The organism is Saccharothrix sp. NRRL B-16314, assembly GCF_000716595.1.
GTDB lineage: Bacteria > Actinomycetota > Actinomycetes > Mycobacteriales > Pseudonocardiaceae > Actinosynnema.
The window spans coordinates 58,781-76,003 of sequence record NZ_JNXC01000033.1; the positions used below are offsets into that span (position 1 = coordinate 58,781).

A 17,223-nucleotide genomic window follows, 5' to 3' on the forward strand; every position below is an offset into this window, starting at 1 on the left:
AACGGCGACGGCGTTGGCACTGGTCACAGAAGGTTTTGTGCGCGCGGACAAACGGCGGGCGGCTACCGTGCGATCGGCCCTTCACGCCCTCGGGAGGAACGCGGTGCGCAGGCCGGCGGTCGTGTTCGGTGTGCTGCTGCTCCTCGCCGTCACGGCCTGGATCGGCTACCCGCACCTGCGGTTCTCCGCCGCGGACTGCACCCGGACCCTCGACGTCACCGCCGCGCCCGAGATCGCACCCGTGGTGGAGGGAGCGGCCCGCCGGCTCGCCGACCCGTGCCTGCGCGTCGTGGTGACCGGCGCGGAGTCCGCCCGAACCGGTGACGCGCTCGCCGATCCGGCCGCGGACCACCCTGACGTGTGGATCCCGGAGTCCACCGTGTGGTTGCAGCGGACCCAGGCCAGGCGGGCGTGGGAACTGCCGGTGGGCGGCACGTCCATCGCCTCGTCACCGGTCGTGCTCGGCGTGGCCGAGGAGTCGGCCCGCGCGCTCGGCTGGCCCGGTGACCCCCTGACCTGGCCTGAGGTGCTCGACCTGCGCGTCGGCCTGCCCGACCCGGCGCGTGACCCGACCGGGCTGTCCGCCGTGCTCGGCGTCCGGCAACTCCCCTCGGCGACCGCGACCCTCCGGCGGCTGTCCGCCGACACCGAGGAACGGGCGGCGGACCTGTTCGCCAGGCTCCGCGGACCTGACCCGCTCGCCGCGTTCCCCGTGTCCGAGCAGGCCCTGCTGCGGCACGACGGCCTGGTGGCCGCCTACGCCGACCCGCCCGTGCCGCCGCTCGACTACCCGTTCACCGTGATGCCCCGGTCGGGAGAACGGGACGCGGCCCGGCGGCTGCTCGCCGAACTCCTCGACGCGAGGACCGCACCGGACCTCGCCGAACACGGCCTCAGGCGGCCGGACGGCACCGCCGGTCCGACGTCCGGGCGGACCACCGCCGCCACCGTCCCACCCGTCGCCGTGCCCGACACCGACGTCGCCGACGAGATGCTGAACCAGTGGGCGGCGATCAACCTCAGCGGTCGCCTCCAGATCCTGCTGGACGTGTCCGGGTCGATGGCCCAACCGGTGCCCGGCACCCGCCTGGACCGGATGGCGGTCACGCTCAAGGCCACCGAAGCGGGCTTCGAACTGGTCAAACCCACCACCAAGGTCGGCATCTCGCTGTTCTCCACGAACCTGGACGGCGACCGCGACCACCGCGAACTGCTGCCCGCGCGGACCGTGTCCGAACACCTGGCCGGCGACTCGTTGGCCAAGCTGCGCGCGGTGCGGGCCATCGAGGGCGGCGCGACCGGCCTGTACGACAGCGTGCTCGCCACCTACCGCGCGGCGCGGCAGAACTGGGAACCGGGCCGGCTGAACGTGGTCGTGGTGATGACCGACGGCCGCAACGAGGACGCCGACGGCATCACGTCGGACACCCTGTTGGCCGAACTCCGCGCGCTCCAGGACCCGCGCCGCCCGCTGCCGCTGGTAGGCCTCGGCATCGGCCCCGACGCCGACCTGGCCGAGCTGACCGCGATCGCCACTGCCACGGGAGGCCGGGCGTTCAGCACACCGGACCCGGCGGCGATCGACTCGATCTTCCACGGCGCGTTGAGCGGCATGCTCTGCCAACCACCGCTCTGCAAACCCTGAATCACATTTCGAGGGGCTGATCGAAAACCATTTCAAGGCCCTTTGGTTAGGCTTCCCTCAATGGTTTCGTGTTGCGGTACCGGGTGGTCGGTGGCAACGTCGCAGTCCCGGAGCTGATGCCAGAGGAGCGGTTATGGCCACCACGGAAATGCCGGCCGTCAGCGAGTGCACCGTCACGGGTTGTTCGTACAACCACGATGGTTGTCACGCTTTCGCGATCACCGTCAGCGGTGCCGACGGCGCCGCCGACTGCGGAACGTTCATCCCGCTCGCCCGCAAGGGCGGCCTGCCGAAGGTCGTCGCGCAGGTCGGGGCGTGCTCGCGCACGGACTGCGTCCACAACAAGGAGTTGGAGTGCACCGCGTCCGGTGTGCGCGTCGGGCCCGGTCAGGGCGACCACGCGGCCAACTGCCTGACCTACACCAAGGCCTGACCCGCGCGGCACGGCCAGAACAGGGACGGCCCTCAGCACAGGGGCGGCCCCGAACCGCGCGACGAGCGGCGCGTGCCGGCCGGTCAGCACCCCTCAGAGCTGACCGACCGGCTACGTGCCGAACGGCGGTTCGACGCCGTCGGCGATGGTGCGGCGTGAGCGCCGGCACCACGTTCTTCATCACGGGCCCGCCGAAGCGGGTACTTCGTCAGGCGGAACGGCCCGCGGTGAGCGCGCCGCTCAACGCCCGCAACCGGTAGTCGGTCCGCAGCACCTGTGAGGTCGCCGGCACGTCCACGAGCGTCGCCAGGCCGAAGTCGGCCCGGTCGTAGCCCGCTTCGCCGTCCGTGACCGTGAGGACGCGGACCAGGCGCGGTTCCGCCAGGACCGACGTGGTCGGGTCGACTCGGTTCACCGCGTGCTCCCTTCGATCTCGACGAGCAGGTCCGGGCGGCAGGCGTCGACGGTGAACACGGCGATGTCCGCGCGCCGGGAGAATTCGTCGCGGCACAGGCGCGTCACGGTCGGCACGTCCTCGGGGCGCTTGACGTAGACCTTGACCGTGCGGAGGTCGTGCAGCCGGTAGCCGCCGTCGACGCCGTGCCGGGCGAGGTTGTCCTCGCCGATCAGGGTGGCGATGTTCGCCAGCGTCACCTGGCACTGGCGGACCACGTCACCGCGCGCGACCGTGGCGTGGTCGAGGATGCTCGCGGTCCCGGACACGTACAGCGAGCCTGGACCGTGCTCCGACGCCAGGTAGGTGGCCCGCGCGAAGCTCGGCGACCTCGGCCCGTACCGGCTGGGGTAGGCGTGCGCGGGCCTCTGCAACGGGTTCTCCAGGTGCACGGCGGCCCGCGTCCGGTGCGCCAGGAAGTAGAACGCGACGCCGCCGCCGAGCGCGCCGATCCCGGTGGACGCGGGCATGTCGCGGCCACGCTCGTCGAACGCCCGGCCACGGCCCACGCGGAAGTCGGCGTACACCTCGGTGCCGTGCGCACTGCGGTCGGTGATGCCTTCGAGCATGTTCCACATCCGGAACACGTTCGGGTAGCCCAAGCGCTCCACCAGCTCGAACGCCGCCAGGTACGCCCGGTGCGCGGCCTCGCCGCAGTCCGCGGACGGCCCGATCCACCCCGCGCAGAACAGCACCTCGCCGTCGTGCGCGTAGAGCAGCCCCTCGTGCTCGCCGGTCCGCACCACCGGGCCGTCCGTGTGCCAGACCTCCACCACCTCGTGCTCACCGGGCCGCCGCATGTGCAGCGGGAGGACCGGGAGGCCGTGCTCCCACCGCGGTGGACCGGCGCCGGTCGAGTGGCGGACCGCGCCCAGCACGGTGTCACCGGCCAGGCCGGCGAAGTCCGCCGCCGTCAGGAGCGAGCACGGTGATGTCGTGATCGTGTTGCTGTGCATGGTTGTTCTCCCCCTCAGAGTCGGACGTCACGCCACGCCGCGATCACGGCGAGCGCCTGTCCGGTGTTGAGCCGCGGGTCGCGGAGGCTGAGGTGAGGGCCGGTGGGGAAGTCGTCCCACCCGCACTCCTCGACCTCGTCCGACGTGGTCTCCAGGTGCAGCCCGCCCGCCACGCCGCCGGCGACGTGCACGGTCGCCCGGAAGTCCGCCACCTCGCGGACGGCCGCCTCGACCAGGCGCGCCTTGCGGCCGTCGGCGTCGGTGACCGTGTTGCCGTGCAACGGGTCGCACAGCCAGATCGCCGGGTGGCCCGCCGCGCGGACCGCGGCCACCAGCGGCGGCAGCAGCGCCGACACCCGGTCCGCGCCGAGGCGCGCGATCAGCGTCAGCCGACCGGGTTCGCGCTCCGGGTCGAGCCGGTCGCACAGCGCCCGCAGCTCGTCCGGACGAGTGCCGGGGCCGACCTTGCACGCCACCGGGTTCGCCACCGACGCCAGCAGTCGGACGTGCGCGCCGTGGACGTCACGGGTGCGGTCGCCGACCCACGGCCAGTGCGTCGAGGTCAGCAGCGGGACGCCCCGCTCGTCCAGGCGCACCATCGGCAGCTCGTAGTCCAGCACCAACGCCTCGTGGCTGGTCCGCAGCCGGGGCTGGTGGCGGCGCAGGAACTCCGTCACCGACCGCGCCGCGTGGTAGCCCGCGATCAGCCGCGCCGGGTCCGCCCGCCTGGCCCGCGCGTCCGGCTGCGGCGCGTTGACCAGGTCGCCCCGGTACACCGGCAGCTCGACCCCGTCGACCACCTCGGTCGGGTGCGAACGGGGCTTGGCGAACTGCCCGCCCAGCCGGCCGACCCGCACCACGGGCAGGTCGTCGCCGAGGGCCGTGGCCAGCCGGTCGAGCAGCGCCGCCTTGGGAAACACGTGGCGCGGCCCGCACTCGGCGAACGGCTCGGCGCAGTCACCGGACTGCAGCACGAGCCGCCGGCCGGCCGCGACCTCGGCCAGTTCGACCCGCAGCGCCGCGACCTCCGCCGGTGTCACCAGGCCCTCCAGCCGGGTGAGCCGGGCACGGAACGCCCGTGCCCGGCGGTCCGGCCACGGCGGTTGTTGCGCGGCAGGCAGCGATTTCCAGTGCGCCGTCTCCCATTCGGACAACGCCCTCGCGTGACTGCGCGGAACGGGTTCCGTGGACACAGGGGCCTCCGTCGATCGGGTTTCCGCGGTGCTGCTTCCGGCCGCAATGCTTCCGAATCGCGGGTGCCTTTTCGTCTGTCCCCGGTGGGATTCGACGGGTCAGCTTTCCCGTGCTGCGTCGCCCGATCGAGGTAAGCCCTGCGGGGGATCGTCAAGATCGGACCCTGGGGGGACGATATGGCCGGGAGGGAGTGGTCCCATTTGTTCGCGGCGTGGTGAAAACGCGCCGCACGCGTGGATCACGTACCAACGGGGAGGAAAAGTGTCCGGTTCTAACGTGCGTCTCGTGGTGTCCGTCCAGGCCCGCGGTTTCGCCGAGAAACCCTGGGAAGGCCACCTGGCCACCGGGCTGCTGGTGGCGCCGGACGAGGTGCTGGTGCCGTCCGCGCCCGCGGAGCTGGCCGAGGCCGGCGAGGGGATCGACCTCCTGGTGCTGCCGCTGCCGCTCGACGGGGGCGGGCGGGTCGAGAGGTTGGCCGTCGAGCGCGTGCTGATGGCGTCCACGCTGCCCGATGGCGGTGGCGACAGGCTCGCCGTGCTCGGGTTCGGCAACGCCTCCCGGCACGAGCCCCAGGTGACCGGGTTCAGCGGCCCCGACCTGGACGCTGCCGTGCGCGAGCACCAGGGTGATCTGTGGGCGGCGTTGGAGACCATCGGCGCCATCGCGCCGGGCGTGCGCGACGCCCTCACCCCGGACCTCCTGCGCCAGGCGGCCACGACCGAGGACGCCCAGCGCGCGCCCGCGTTCGAGCACCGGGCGCTGGCACCGGGGCCGGCGCGGCTGTGCCCGGTCATCAAGGTGTGCGCCCCGCCCAGGTCATGACCGCACGGCGGTCCGGGTGGCTGTCCCGGCAGACCGCGGTCGACGTGGGGCTGGCGGCGTCGACCTCGATCCTCGACCTGCTGCTGTTCTCCACGGTCAGCACCGACCGGTCGGGTGGCGCCCGGGCCTGGCCGGTGATCGCGATCGCTGCGGTCGCGTTCCTCGCGCTGCTGGTGCGGCGCAGGTACCCGGTGCCGGTCTTCGTCGTGGTGTGGGCCTGCGCGGTGCTCGCCGCGCCGGTCGGGGGGATGGACTTCACCCCGACCGCGACGACGTGCGTCGCGCTGTTCACCGTCGCGCTGCACGCGGCGAACCGGGTCGCCGTGGTGTCCCTGCTCGCCTGTGCGGTCCCGGCGCTGACGTCGTCGCTGCTGGAAGCCCGTTCGAGGACGCAGGACGAGGCCGTGGTGGCGTTGTACGCCACGATGGCGTTCAACCTGCTGCTGTACGGGTGCGTGTGGGCCGGTGGGCGGTGGGCGCGGTTGAGCCGGCAGCACGCCGAGGACCTGGAGTTCCGCCGGCGGGTGGCGGCCCAGGAGGCGGTGGCGGTCGAGCGCACCCGCATCGCGCGCGAGCTGCACGACATCGTGGCGCACTCGGTCACGGTGATGGTGTTGCAGGCGGCGGGCGGGCGGCGGCTGCTCGACAGCGACCCGGTGCGGGTCGGGCACGCGCTGCGGCACATCGAGGAGGCCGGCGAGCAGGCGATGGGGGAGCTGCGCCGGATGCTGACGGCGTTGCGGCTGAGCCACGACGACGAGGACCTGGAGCCCGACGTGCTGAACGGTCTCCCGCAGCCCGGTCTGGCCGACCTGGACCAGCTGGTCGGCACGATTGCGGCGGCGGGAATCAGGGTCGACACGCGGGTGGAGGGTGAGCCGCGTCGGCTGGCGGCGAGCGTCGACCTGGCCGCGTACCGGGTGGTGCAGGAGGCGCTGACGAACGTGACCAAGCACGTCGGGCCGGGCGCGGCGGTGGACGTGCGGCTGCGGTGGACGTCCGGCGAGCTGGTCGTGGAGGTCACTGACGACGGGCGCGGGCGGCGGCCGGACCGCACGTTCTCCACCGACCACGGTCTGGCCGGGCTGCGCGAGCGGTTGGCGATCGTGGGCGGGCGGCTGGAGGCGGGCCCGCTGCCGGCGGGTGGTTTCCGGGTGGCGGCCGTGCTGCCGGTGGCCGGTCCGGTCGCGAGCGAGACCGTGGGTGAGCGCCGGTGATCCGGGTGATGCTGGTGGACGACCAGCCGCTGGTGCGGGCCGGCCTCGCCATGCTGCTGGACGCCGAACCGGACATCGAGGTGGTGGCCGAGGCGGACGAGGGCGAGGGCGCGGTGGCGCGGGCGAGCGCGCTGCACCCCGACGTGGTGCTGATGGACGTGCGGATGCCGGGCGTGGACGGGGTGGAGGCCACCCGGCGGATCATCGACGCCGACCCGGAGGGCGAGGACCACGCCACCAAGATCATCATCCTGACGACGTACCACGTGGACGAGGCCGTGTACGCGGCGTTGCGGGCGGGCGCGTCCGGGTTCCTGCTGAAGGACGCCGTGCCGCGCGAGCTGGTCGACGCGGTGCGCACGGTGGCGTCCGGCGAGGCGTGGCTGCACCCGACCGTCGCGAAAGGACTCATCCGCGAGTTCGCCGCCCGGCCGAGCAACCAGCTGCCGACGTCGGTGGAGCTGGGCGAGCTGACGGTGAGGGAACGCGAGGTGCTGGTGCTCGTGGCGCACGGGCTGTCGAACCCGGAGATCGCCGCGCACCTGGTGGTGGGCGAGGCGACGGTCAAGACCCACCTCGGTCGGATCCTGATGAAGCTCGGGCTGCGCGATCGTGCCCAGGCAATTGCCGCCGCGTTCCACAGCGGCCTCGTCGCACCGGGCAGCTGTCCGCCGCCGCCCGCCGGTCGCAGTCCGGGCGGCTAGGATCCGGGGGTGACGATCACCATTCCCGGCTTCGGCGAGCTGACGCCGGTGGACCACACGCCCGAGGGTGTGGCGTGCTGGAACGCGACCGCCGCCGGGACGTCGGTCAGCGTGCTGGTGGAGGAGCCGGCCACCGCCGACGACCTCGACCTCGCGTTCATCGGCTCGGTACTCGACGAGCGCGAACGACTGCTCAAGACCGCGCACGAGGCGGTCGACGAGCACCTGCGCGATCGTCCCGGCTACGGCCCGGACGCCGTCGCCGAACCGGAGTTCACCTTCCACCCGGGCCGGGACTGGCTGGTCCGGTTCGCCGAGTGCAGCGTGGCCGGCCTCGGCGAGTTGGGTGTCGTGGTGGTGTTCAACGGCGCCGACGTGGTCGGGGTGGACGAGCTGACGGACGTCGAGCTGGACGACGAGTGACCGGATAGATAGGGCCGGCCGCGCCTTCGGTACCCCGCGCGGGTCGCCGGCAGGCGCATTGCCAGGCCGCCGGTCACTGTGCTGTCATCGGTGGACCGCCGCGTGGAAAGCGTTTTCCGTGAAGGGAGAACCGATGCGCGCACTGGTCCTCGCGGCCCTGCTCCTGCTGGGTGCCCCACCCGCGTCAGCCACCGTCGCACCCGCGGCGATGGACTACTGGCAGTACGTCGCCACCTACGCGACCGAGCAGGAGTGCGAAGAGGCGGGGCGGAACAAGCCCTGGGACGTCGACGAGCACGTCTGCTGGAAGGCCGGCGGCTGGGACCTCTACTGGATCTTCCCGACCTGAGCAGCCGCACCGGGGACGGACTGCGCGAAGCGGAACGTGCCGTCGGGGTCGTAGTGCGACTTGACGACGCGCAGGCGCTCCGCGTTGGTCCCGTAGTACGCGGTCAGCCAGTCGTCCTGGGCCGGGTCGGGGAAGTTCGGGTACACCCGGCCCGTGCCCCCGGGGTGGAGGATCGCCCAGGACGCCGCCAGCCAGCCCAGCACCTCCTGCCCACGACGGGCCGCGCCGTTCGGGCCGACCAGGACCGTGTGCTTGACGAGGAACGCCTGGTCACGGTGGGCGAACGCGGTGGCGTCCGGCGCGACCCGCCCGTAAGCGCCGCGCCACGGCGTGAACACGACCTCCCGCGACTCGCCGTGCCGACGACCCGCCGCGAAGTGCCGGAGCAGCGCCGACACCGCCTCGGCCGGCGACGGCCGGTCGAAGAACTCGGTCTTGGCGGTCGACATCCCCGGCCGCTCGTGTGCGAGGGGGAGGTCCACCGGGTCACGGGCGACGGCCGAGTGCGGGGTCGCGTGCAGCAGCACGGCGTCCGCGGCGGACACGTCGACCACCTCCGTGAACACCGGCGGCACGTCGAAGCCCGCCGGGAAGGCGAGCGCGTCACGGTCGGGCACCGCCCCGACCAGCATCACCGCCGGCTCCTCGTCCGGTGACTCGGGGCCGAGCACGACCAACTCCACCGACACCCCGTCCGGCGCGTCCGGCGCCCACCGCTGCCACCAGTCGATCAACGCGTCGGCGTGGCCGAAGTCCCACGTCATCCGGAGGTGGGTGCGGGGCCGGGCGGGCACGGTCCGGAACGTCGCACGGGTCACCACGCCGAAGTTGCCGCCACCCGCGCCGCGCAGCGCCCAGAACAGGTCGGCTTCCCGGTCCTCGGACGCCTCCACGACGTCACCCGACGCGAGCACGACCTCGGCCGACACCAGCGCGTCGCAGGTGAGCCCGTGCAGCCGGCCGTGACCGCCGAACCCGCCGCCGAGCGCCGCGCCGACCAACCCGACCGACGGGCACGACCCGACCGGAACCAGCCGGCCCGACGGGGCCAACGCCTCGGCCAGCCGTCCGATCCGGACACCGCCGCCGACCGTCACCAGGTCGCCCGAGACCGACAGCGAGTCCGACGGCGCCAGGTCCAGCAGCAGGCCGGTCGTGCTGGAGTGGCCGGCGTTGCTGTGCCCGCCACCCCGCACGGCGAACGGCCACCCGCGCCCGCGGGCCAGCGCGAGCGCGGCGACCACGTCGGCGGCGGACGAGCAGCGGGCGACCTCGCGCGGCAGCACCTCGTGCGGACGTCCGATGAACTGGCTGCGGGACCACGCGTACCGCGGATCGTCCGGCCCGACCAGCTCAGGCATCGGCGTACAGCCGGCTCTGCAACTTGGACAGCTCCGCGTACCGGCCGCCCAGCGCCAGCAGTTCGGCGTGCGTGCCTTCCTCGACCAGTTCCCCCTCGTGCAGCAGGAGGATCCGGTCCGCGTGCCGCACGCTCGCCAGCCGGTGCGTGATGAGCACGACGGTCCGGTCCTCGGCCAACGCGCGCAGCGACTCGTACACCGCGAACTCGGCCTTGGCGTCCAGCGGCGCGGTCGGCTCGTCCCAGATGAGCAGCGGCGCGTCCCGGTAGAGCCCGCGGGCGACGGCGAGCCGCTGCCACTGGCCGCCGGACAGCTCCACCCCGCCCCGGAACTGCTTGGACAGCAACGTGTGCCAGCCGTCGGGCAGCTGGTCGACGACCTCGTCCGCGCCCGCCTGCCTCGCCGCGCCCAGCACCGCCAGCCCGTCCGGGTCGGGCCGGTCGTGCCTGCCGACGCGGACGTTCACCCGGGCCGTGTGCGGCCACCGGACCGGGTCCTGGAGCACCATCATGACCCGGTCGGCGACCTGGCTCCGGTCCACCAGCGCGATGTCGTGCCCGCTCCAGCGGACCGCGCCGGACGTCGGCGGGTAGAGACCGGCGATCAGCTTGGCCAGCGTGGTCTTGCCCGATCCGTTCTCACCGACCAGGGCGATCGTCTCGCCGGGCTCGATGGTCAGCGACACGTCCCGGACCGCGGGTCGGGCGCTGCCGGGGTAGTGGAACGTGACGCGGTCCAGCGTCACCCGGCCGGGATCGATCGGCGCGTCGACGCCGTCGCGTTGCGCGGACCGCGCGGCGGAGGCGAGGAACTCCTGGTAGTCCGCCACGTACATGCCCTGCTCGACGAGCTGGTTGGCGGCCAGCACCAGCCGGTTCAACGCGCTGGTGGCGACCCGGATCGAGATCACCGCCGTGCCGGCGACGGCCAGCGGCACCCAGCCGAACCGCACCAGCCCGCCCAGCACGACGTAGGTGGTGGCGAGGCCGAGCCCGGCGAGCGCACGGCCGACGCCACGCACCCGGGCCTGCGCGGTGGCGAGCCGGACGTCCTCGTCCCGCAGCGGGTCCGCGGCTACCCGGTACTCATGCAGCACGAACGGTTCGGCCTGGTAGGCGCGGATCTCGGCGGCGGGTTCCCGTTCGGTGGCCAGACCGGCGACCATCTGCACCCGCCGGTCCAGCACCACGGTCCGGCCGACGCTGGCGTAGGCGAGCTTCGCGGCCCGCTGCACCGCCCACCCGTCCGGGATCACGGCCAGCAGCAGCACCGGGACCAGGACCGGGTGCAGAACGGCCAGGCTGCCGGTGGCCGCGACGATGCCGAGCACCGCGCCGAGCAGCTCGACCAGGTTGTCGGCCGCCCGTTCGAGGTAGAACAGGCCGCGGTCGCGGGCCCGGTGCAGCCGGTCGTGGAACCGGGAGTCGTCGAACGCGGCCAGATCGGCGGCGAGACCGGCCGCGTACAGCCGTTCCTCGGCCAACCGCCGCACGGCGGGCGTGATGCGGGCGTGCGCCAGGGACACACCGACGTCCATCGCGCCGCGCAGCCCGAACGCCGCGCCGACGAGCAGCAGGTTCGGCAGGGCGGCCAACACCCGTTCGGTGGTCGGTCCGCTCGCCAGCAACTCGGTCAGCACACCCGTCGTGGCGAACAGCCCGAACGCCGCCGCGAGCCCGGACACCACCTGCATCACCGCGACGGCCAGGGCGGGCACCGGCGCGGCTTGGCGGATCATGGCGAGCACGGGCCAGGTGGCCGACGGCAGACCGCGCAGTACGCGGCGGGGCGCGGTGGTGGCGTCGTCGCCCAGTTGCCAGTGCGGTGTGACCAGGGCGCCGTCGCGCGGGTCGTCCTCCTCGGACTCCACCCCGGTCACGTCGGGCCGTCGCCCAGCAGCAGGACGGACGGCAGGTCGCAGTCCGGGTGCATCCGCAGCAACTGGTACGCGATGCCGCCCGAGCCCGACATGATGCTCGGCGAGTACACCTCGCGCGCCAGGCCGGTGGTCGGCCCTTCGGCCTCGACGCTGCCGATCACCATCGCGTCCAAGGTCGCCCGGTCCACCCCGTCGGGGGCGACGCCGGCGTCGATCGCGGTCGTCAGGAGCTCCCACGTGCCCATGTCGCCGTGACACAGCGTGTGGGTCCACCCGATGCCGTCGCGCAGACCCGACGCCGCCGCGCGACGCAGCACGTCCGGGTCCGGCGTGGCCAGGCCGACGCCGACCGCGCCGTGGCACCACGCGGCGGCGATCGTGCCCGGCTCACGGGGGTCCACCCACGCCTGCCGCTCCCGGCTGTACCAGGTCTCCTCGAACGCCGCCGCGCCCTCCGCCAACGACGAGAACCGGCGTTCACCGGTGACCGCCGCCAGCTCGCGCAGCGCCCACCCGATGCCGGTGGCACCGTGCGCGAACCCGCCGATGCCGTCCGGCCAGTTCGGCGCGGCCCACCGGACGAGACCGCCGTCCGTGCGCGCTTCGTCGACCAACCGCCGGCCCGCGTCCACCGCCAGGTCGACCCACCGCGCGTGGCCGGTCCGCTCGGCCAGCACCAGCAGCGGCACGATCGCGCCGGCCGTGCCGACGACCACGTCCGGCCCTTCGCTCGCGGGGATCGCGGCGGGCATCTGCCCGGCCAGGAACACCGCGTCGTCCAGGCAGTCGAGCCCCAGCCGGTGCAGCGTGAGCCAGCACCAGATCTGCGAGCCGAGACCGATGTACCCGCCGACGGGGTCGGGTCTGCGCCGGGTGTGCTCGGACTGGGCGGCCCACCACCGCTGGGTCAGCGCGGCGGTCCGCACGGTCTCGGCCAGCAGGTCCGACACGTCGTCCACCGCGTCGGCACGACCCGCCGCGACCTCCCGGCGGTAGGCGGCGAGGAGGACGGCGACACCCAGCGTGCCGCCGTAGAGGTCGGGCGTCAGCGGGGTCGTCTGCCACCCGGACCGGTCCAGGATCGGCGCGAACCACGTCGCCGTGCCGTCGCTGCCGCGGATCGCTTCACGGGCCAGCTCGCGCACCAGCTCCGCGGCCAGCGCGCGGCGACGTGAGTCCAAAGAGGACGGATTCGCCGGCGGGGTGGTCATCCGGTGCAGGTCGGGTTCCCCGCCCTGGTTCAGGTAGGCGCTGACCAGCGCGGCGTGCGTGACGCGGCGTTCGAGTGCGAGGTCCGCGGTGCGCCAGTTGTGCAGCGCCAGCTCCACCTGGTCGACCCGCGGCCCGCAGACCGTGCCGGCGGGCGTGTGCAGCCAGCCCTCGGCGGGCGTGGTGGTGAACACCGGGATGTCGCCGTTCAGCAGCTCGGCGACCTCGGCCGCGTGCACGTCCGGGTCGCCCGGACCGCGGGTGTTCATCGAGTGCCGTGCGAGCAACGCCCTCGCCTTGCGCTCCGCCTTGTCCTGGTCGTGCAGGCCGGCCGGGTGCCACAGCATCCGGGCCAGCTCGGTGTACGACTCGGTGTCGCGCACGATCACCCGCACCACGCAGTCGGCGAACGTCGCCAGCAGCGGCTCCAGATCACCGGCCTGGTCCAGCCGCGTGATCCGCGCCGCCATCTCGTCGAACCCGGCCACGACGCGCGGCCAGTGGCGGGCCAGCCTGGGGTGCGGGTCGGGCAGGTTCCGGGTCGGCGGCAGCTGCTGCGGCACGATGACGACCCGTGCCTGGTCCGTGCCCGCGCCCACCAGGTCGGGCATCCCGACGTCCGGCTGCTCACCCGGCAGCCCGCCCATCGCGGACCCGTCCACGCCGCGCCAGCCGAGCCCCGCGCCGCGGCCGGGCAGCAGACCGGTCCGCAGCACCGTTCCGTTCAGCTGTTCGGCGACCAGGTCGGTCGCCTCGCCGGCGCCGGTCGGCGGGTGCGGGGGCCGGGGCGTGAACACGCTCTCGCAGTCCACCACCACCGGCACCGGGCCGCAGGCGATGATGTTCTCCGCGTGCAGGTCCGTCCCCGACACCAGCCGCATCACCGCCAACCAGTGGCCGAGGCCCCGGTAGAAGACGTCCAGCTCGGCGTCGGTCTCGCAGTACCGGTGCGCCACGTGCTCGGCCCAGCCGTAGCCGTCGGCCACGATCGCGCGCGGCACCCGGATGCCGTCGGCGTCGCCGGCCGTCAGCACCGCCAGGAACTCCGCCAGCCGCCGGTCCACCTCCATCGGACGGGGCTTGTAGACCACCGTGCCGCCGGTGCAGTGCAGGAGCGTGACGGTGTGGCCGCCGCGATGGCTGTCCCCGGCGCCGAACTCGACCTTGCGCAGCTCGCCCGCGTCCGCGCCGAGCAGGTCGGCCAGCCGGGACCGGTCGGCCGCGAACCGCGTCACCATCGTGCGCACGGCGTCGACCCGGTTCGCCACGACCGCGCGCAGTCGCGTCACCAGGTGCGGGTAGTGGCGGGTCAGGTCGTGCCAGAAATTGGGTTCCGCCGCCCGGTCCAGGAATTCCGCCCAGCGGCCGGCGGGGTCGGCGGCGACGAGCCTGCCGGTCACCCGCGCCGCGTTGAGCTCCAGCACGATCACGCGCACGACCTTGCGCCGCACGGTGTCCAACAACGCGCCGCGGGCGGCGTCGAGCACCGCTCCCGCCTCGGCGGCGCCGAGGTCGGCGACCTCGGCCGCACAACGGGCCAACCGGTCCAGCGCGGGACCGATGAGCCAATCCAGGGTCCGGTCGAGCTCGCCGACCTCGTCAGGTGCCATCGTCAGCAGCAGTACACCGGGGCGGACGCGGTGCACGACGAGCAGCGGCTGCCCGGCGGGTTGCAGGCCACGATGTCACCCTCGGCGAACTCGCCGTTGGCGAACAGCGGACCGGCCGGGTTGTCCCACTCGTCGAGGCCGGCGCGCCAGCGCGCCACCAGTTCCTCGGCGTCGAGCAGCATTGCGGAGGTCATCCGTGCTCCCTTCCTCGATGGGAGCCGGAGTGTAGGAATCCGGCGCACACGGTGGCGCACACAAAGGTTCGCGCTGCGCCGTTCAGTTGCGCCCACCCGGTTCCGGTGCGGGGTCGTTGCGCCGAACGGCCTCGTACAGCTCCGTCGTCTCCCGACTCGGCGCCACACCCAGCTCCGCGTCGAGGACCCGCACCAGCCGTTGGTGCACCGCGACGGCTTCGGTGCGCCGTCCCGCGGCGGCCAACGCGGCGACCAGGTACCGCCAGAACCGTTCCCGCAGCGGGTATTCGACCACCAGCCCGGCCAGCACGGGCACCAGCTCGTCGTGGGAGCCGAGCGCCAGCCGGGCGCCGACGAGGTCTTCGACGGCACCGATCCGCTGCTCGTCCAGCATCGTCACATCGGGCCGGACCGGCTCGGGCACCGGCACCCCGGCCATCACCGGTCCCCGCCACAGGCCGACCGCCCGCGCCAACGACCGCGCCGCCTCGGCGTGGGCGCCGTGGCCGAGCAACTCCCGCCCCTCGGCCAAGAGCAGTTGGAACATGGTCACGTCCACGCCGTCCGGCGGCGCCACCAGCACGTACCCGTCGCGCGTGCTGACGATGCCCGACTGGCGGGTCGCGCCGAGCAGCTTGCGCAGCTCCGCCAGGTGCGTGCGCACGTTCGACGCGGCCGACGCCGGCGGGTGGTCCGGCCACAGCGCCTCGACGATCCACTCCGACGGCAACGCGCGGTTGGCCCGCAACGCGAGCAGACCGAGCAGGACGCGGCTCATCCGCCGCGCCGGGTGGCGCAGCACACCACCGGACCGCACCACGGGACGTCCCAGCACCAGAACCGCCATCCGACAACCCCTTCGCGGGCAGACCTCCCGATATACCAGGGGTTGAGGGCGACGGACACCGACGTCCCCGCACGTTCGCACGTCACTGCGGGCGGGCGAAGGCGTTCGGTGCGGTGCGCTGGAACGGCGTGGGCACGGCGAGTAGGTGGAGGTTCCGGTTCCACCTGCCCCGCGCCGGAGTCGTCAGCAGAACTTGCGGAGGATCGAACCGGTGGTGCCCGGCAGCGACACGGACTTCACGACCGTGCCGCGCTCGTCGACGTGCGGCCCGCCCAGCTTCACCGTGACGGACCGGCTGCCGGTCGGGTTCGCGTTGGCCAGGACCGCGCCGCACGAGAAGTCGCGCCGGAACACGTTCCGCGCCACGGACCGGTAGGGCCCGGACGGCGTGCCGAGGTCCCAGTTGTACTCGCGGTGCCAGGGGGACGCTTCGCCGTAGCGGTCGGTCTCCTGGAGCTCCGCGATCGCGGCCCGCTCGCCGTTGGCCATGAGGTAGCCGGCCAGCGCGTACCGGAACGCCCGTTCGTTGCCCGCGGTGAAGTGCGGCTGCACCCAGGTGATCTTGCCGCGGGCCTCGTTCGACGCGATCTCGGCGACCTGCCTGCTCCACCCCTCGGGGTACTCGGACAGCAGGTTCCCGTCGCCGAACGCGAGCCACCACTCGTCGAAGCCGCCGTCCAGGTGCTCGGTGTAGGCGTCCCAGACACCGTCGTGCACGCGGGCGTTGGACAGGTTCGCGACCGTCTTCAACCCCGCCGCGACGAATTCGTCCCGCGTGTTCGCCAGCATCGACAGGTACGCCTGCTGGAACGCGGCGTCGGTCGGGTACTTCGCGGGACACACTCCCGGGTGATAGGCGTCGCAGGGGAACAGCGCGTTGTCCATGAACACGCCGTCGAATCCGGAAGCCGTGCTGTCCTCGACCACTCGAGTGGCCCATGCTTTCTGATACGCGGAGTTGCCCACGTCCATCTGCCAATGCCCTGAATAGCCGTCGTACTCGAACTCCCGGCCCTGCGGATCGAGCAAGAACCACTCAGGGTGGTTCTTCTTCGCTTCGCAATAGCCCACTCCGGTCGGCAACTGCTCGTCGTCGACCCCGTTGCGGCAGGCGTACGAACGGGTGGACGACAGGTCCTTGTAGACGAATACCGGAATGGCCGGGTTCACCGCCTTGAGCTTGGGCACCAGCCGGTCCTCCCACGCGTTCAGCACGATGTAGCTGCGCCTGCGCGCCTCGGTGAACAGGGTGATGTCGGAGATGGGCGTGCCGTTGAAGTGCAGCCAGAAGGACTGCACGCGCCCACCTCCGCCCGTGGTCGAACCGCTGCCCGCGGCCACCGCGGATCCCGCCGGGGCGACCAGGACCGCCGACACGGTCACGGCGACCACGGTGGACAGCAGTATGCGGCTCCGGCCGCACCTCGCAAGTCGGCCGCGGTCATTCCGGCCGTGTTCGTGCCGATCGAGCAGGGACATGTCGACCCCAATCGCGACAGGGCAGTGTCCGATACCGTCGCGACAATGCCGATCGCGATCGTGGGTAAAGGGCTCCCGCCACCGTGTTCGAACTGCCCGCATCACCTTTGTCCGGTCGCCCGGTGTTACTCGGCAGTAAAACCTTTTGCCGGCGCGCGGTCAAGTAGTCGTGCGCCCCGCACGCACGAAATACCCGCTCTTCTCCGGTTCTATTCCGGTCGACCCACGGCGAGATCGTGGCGGCGCCGCGGCTGCGGCCGAGGCGACCTCGGTCGAACCTCGGCACAGCCGACGATCACCACGCCGGCCAGCAGCGGAAGGACCATGGCCCCCTCGACCGCCAGCGCGCACGTGAGTGCGATCCACAGCAGCAGTCTCATGGGGATGAGGTTAGGGAGACGCGGGTCACAGCACACCCGAATTAGGCAAGGCTTGAGGTGCGGAACC

The 17,223-nt window shown here is 73.0% G+C and carries 17 protein-coding genes; 7 read left to right on the forward strand and 10 right to left on the reverse strand.

From position 1 onward, the window contains the following. The first annotated feature begins 103 nt into the window (after positions 1-103). Both OQ02_RS32550 and OQ02_RS32555 read left to right on the forward strand, forming a co-directional pair. The gene (locus OQ02_RS32550) at positions 104-1,645 is read left to right on the forward strand and encodes a substrate-binding and VWA domain-containing protein (protein WP_033442483.1); all 1,542 of its coding nucleotides are present in this window, start codon (positions 104-106) and stop codon (positions 1,643-1,645) included. A gap of 133 nt (positions 1,646-1,778) precedes the next feature. Further along, the gene (locus OQ02_RS32555) at positions 1,779-2,078 is read left to right on the forward strand and encodes a DUF1540 domain-containing protein (protein WP_033442484.1); all 300 of its coding nucleotides are present in this window, start codon (positions 1,779-1,781) and stop codon (positions 2,076-2,078) included. 208 nt (positions 2,079-2,286) lie between these two features. Here the strand turns inward: OQ02_RS32555 and OQ02_RS32560 are convergent, their stop codons facing one another. From OQ02_RS32560 to OQ02_RS32570, 3 genes are read right to left on the reverse strand one after another with little or no spacing between them, the layout of a single operon-like run. Then, the gene (locus OQ02_RS32560; protein WP_033442485.1) at positions 2,287-2,493 is read right to left on the reverse strand and encodes a hypothetical protein; all 207 of its coding nucleotides are present in this window, start codon (positions 2,491-2,493) and stop codon (positions 2,287-2,289) included. Then, on the reverse strand, positions 2,490-3,488 hold the full coding sequence (locus OQ02_RS32565; protein WP_081916102.1) for an FkbO/Hyg5 family chorismatase: 999 nt from the start codon (positions 3,486-3,488) through the stop codon (positions 2,490-2,492). The genes OQ02_RS32560 and OQ02_RS32565 overlap by 4 nt, the downstream gene beginning before the upstream one ends. 14 nt (positions 3,489-3,502) lie before the next feature. Continuing rightward, complete coding sequence (locus OQ02_RS32570; protein WP_231500324.1) at positions 3,503-4,681, reverse strand: 3-deoxy-7-phosphoheptulonate synthase; 1,179 nt, start codon at positions 4,679-4,681, stop codon at positions 3,503-3,505. 286 nt (positions 4,682-4,967) lie between these two features. On the opposite strand from OQ02_RS32570, the gene OQ02_RS32575 reads away from it, so the two are divergent. The 5 genes from OQ02_RS32575 to OQ02_RS32595 all read left to right on the forward strand — a co-directional run bounded on the left by OQ02_RS32575 (position 4,968) and on the right by OQ02_RS32595 (position 8,197). Beyond that, positions 4,968-5,504 (forward strand): hypothetical protein, encoded by a 537-nt coding sequence (locus OQ02_RS32575; RefSeq protein ID WP_033442486.1) that lies wholly within the window; start codon positions 4,968-4,970, stop codon positions 5,502-5,504. Further along, positions 5,501-6,721, forward strand: a complete 1,221-nt coding sequence (locus OQ02_RS41540; RefSeq protein WP_156077457.1) for a sensor histidine kinase — start codon at positions 5,501-5,503, stop codon at positions 6,719-6,721. The genes OQ02_RS32575 and OQ02_RS41540 overlap by 4 nt, the downstream gene beginning before the upstream one ends. Next, the gene (locus OQ02_RS32585; protein ID WP_033442487.1) at positions 6,718-7,425 is read left to right on the forward strand and encodes a response regulator; all 708 of its coding nucleotides are present in this window, start codon (positions 6,718-6,720) and stop codon (positions 7,423-7,425) included. The genes OQ02_RS41540 and OQ02_RS32585 overlap by 4 nt, the downstream gene beginning before the upstream one ends. Positions 7,426-7,434: 9 nt before the next feature. Then, complete coding sequence (locus OQ02_RS32590) at positions 7,435-7,848, forward strand: hypothetical protein (RefSeq protein ID WP_033442488.1); 414 nt, start codon at positions 7,435-7,437, stop codon at positions 7,846-7,848. A 133-nt stretch (positions 7,849-7,981) separates the two neighbouring features. Beyond that, positions 7,982-8,197 carry a hypothetical protein gene (locus OQ02_RS32595; protein WP_033442489.1) on the forward strand — a complete coding sequence of 72 codons (216 nt, stop codon included), beginning with the start codon at positions 7,982-7,984 and terminating at the stop codon, positions 8,195-8,197. Here OQ02_RS32595 and OQ02_RS32600 read toward each other — a convergent pair. The 7 genes from OQ02_RS32600 to OQ02_RS44335 form a co-directional block, all read right to left on the reverse strand. Next, positions 8,176-9,558, reverse strand: coding sequence for an FAD-binding oxidoreductase (locus OQ02_RS32600; protein ID WP_051773074.1), 1,383 nt, complete (start codon positions 9,556-9,558; stop codon positions 8,176-8,178). The two genes, OQ02_RS32595 and OQ02_RS32600, sit on opposite strands and share 22 nt — an antisense overlap. Then, positions 9,551-11,428, reverse strand: a complete 1,878-nt coding sequence (locus OQ02_RS32605; protein ID WP_197043602.1) for an ABC transporter ATP-binding protein — start codon at positions 11,426-11,428, stop codon at positions 9,551-9,553. Before OQ02_RS32605 ends, OQ02_RS32600 begins: the two co-directional genes overlap by 8 nt. Before the next feature lie 5 nt (positions 11,429-11,433). Continuing rightward, the gene (locus OQ02_RS32610) at positions 11,434-14,256 is read right to left on the reverse strand and encodes a type 2 lanthipeptide synthetase LanM family protein (RefSeq protein ID WP_033442491.1); all 2,823 of its coding nucleotides are present in this window, start codon (positions 14,254-14,256) and stop codon (positions 11,434-11,436) included. 2 nt (positions 14,257-14,258) lie between these two features. After that, positions 14,259-14,450, reverse strand: coding sequence for a DUF6229 family protein (locus OQ02_RS32615; RefSeq protein ID WP_063747199.1), 192 nt, complete (start codon positions 14,448-14,450; stop codon positions 14,259-14,261). 82 nt (positions 14,451-14,532) lie between these two features. Next, the gene (locus OQ02_RS32620; protein WP_051773075.1) at positions 14,533-15,297 is read right to left on the reverse strand and encodes an AfsR/SARP family transcriptional regulator; all 765 of its coding nucleotides are present in this window, start codon (positions 15,295-15,297) and stop codon (positions 14,533-14,535) included. 183 nt (positions 15,298-15,480) lie between these two features. Continuing rightward, a complete protein-coding gene (locus OQ02_RS32625) occupies positions 15,481-16,680 on the reverse strand; it encodes a putative glycoside hydrolase (RefSeq protein ID WP_197043603.1) in 1,200 nt (399 codons plus the stop codon). Between the two features lie 305 nt (positions 16,681-16,985). Then, entirely contained in the window at positions 16,986-17,156 is a 171-nt protein-coding gene (locus tag OQ02_RS44335; RefSeq protein WP_156077459.1) for a hypothetical protein, read from the reverse strand. Positions 17,157-17,223: the final 67 nt, after the last annotated feature.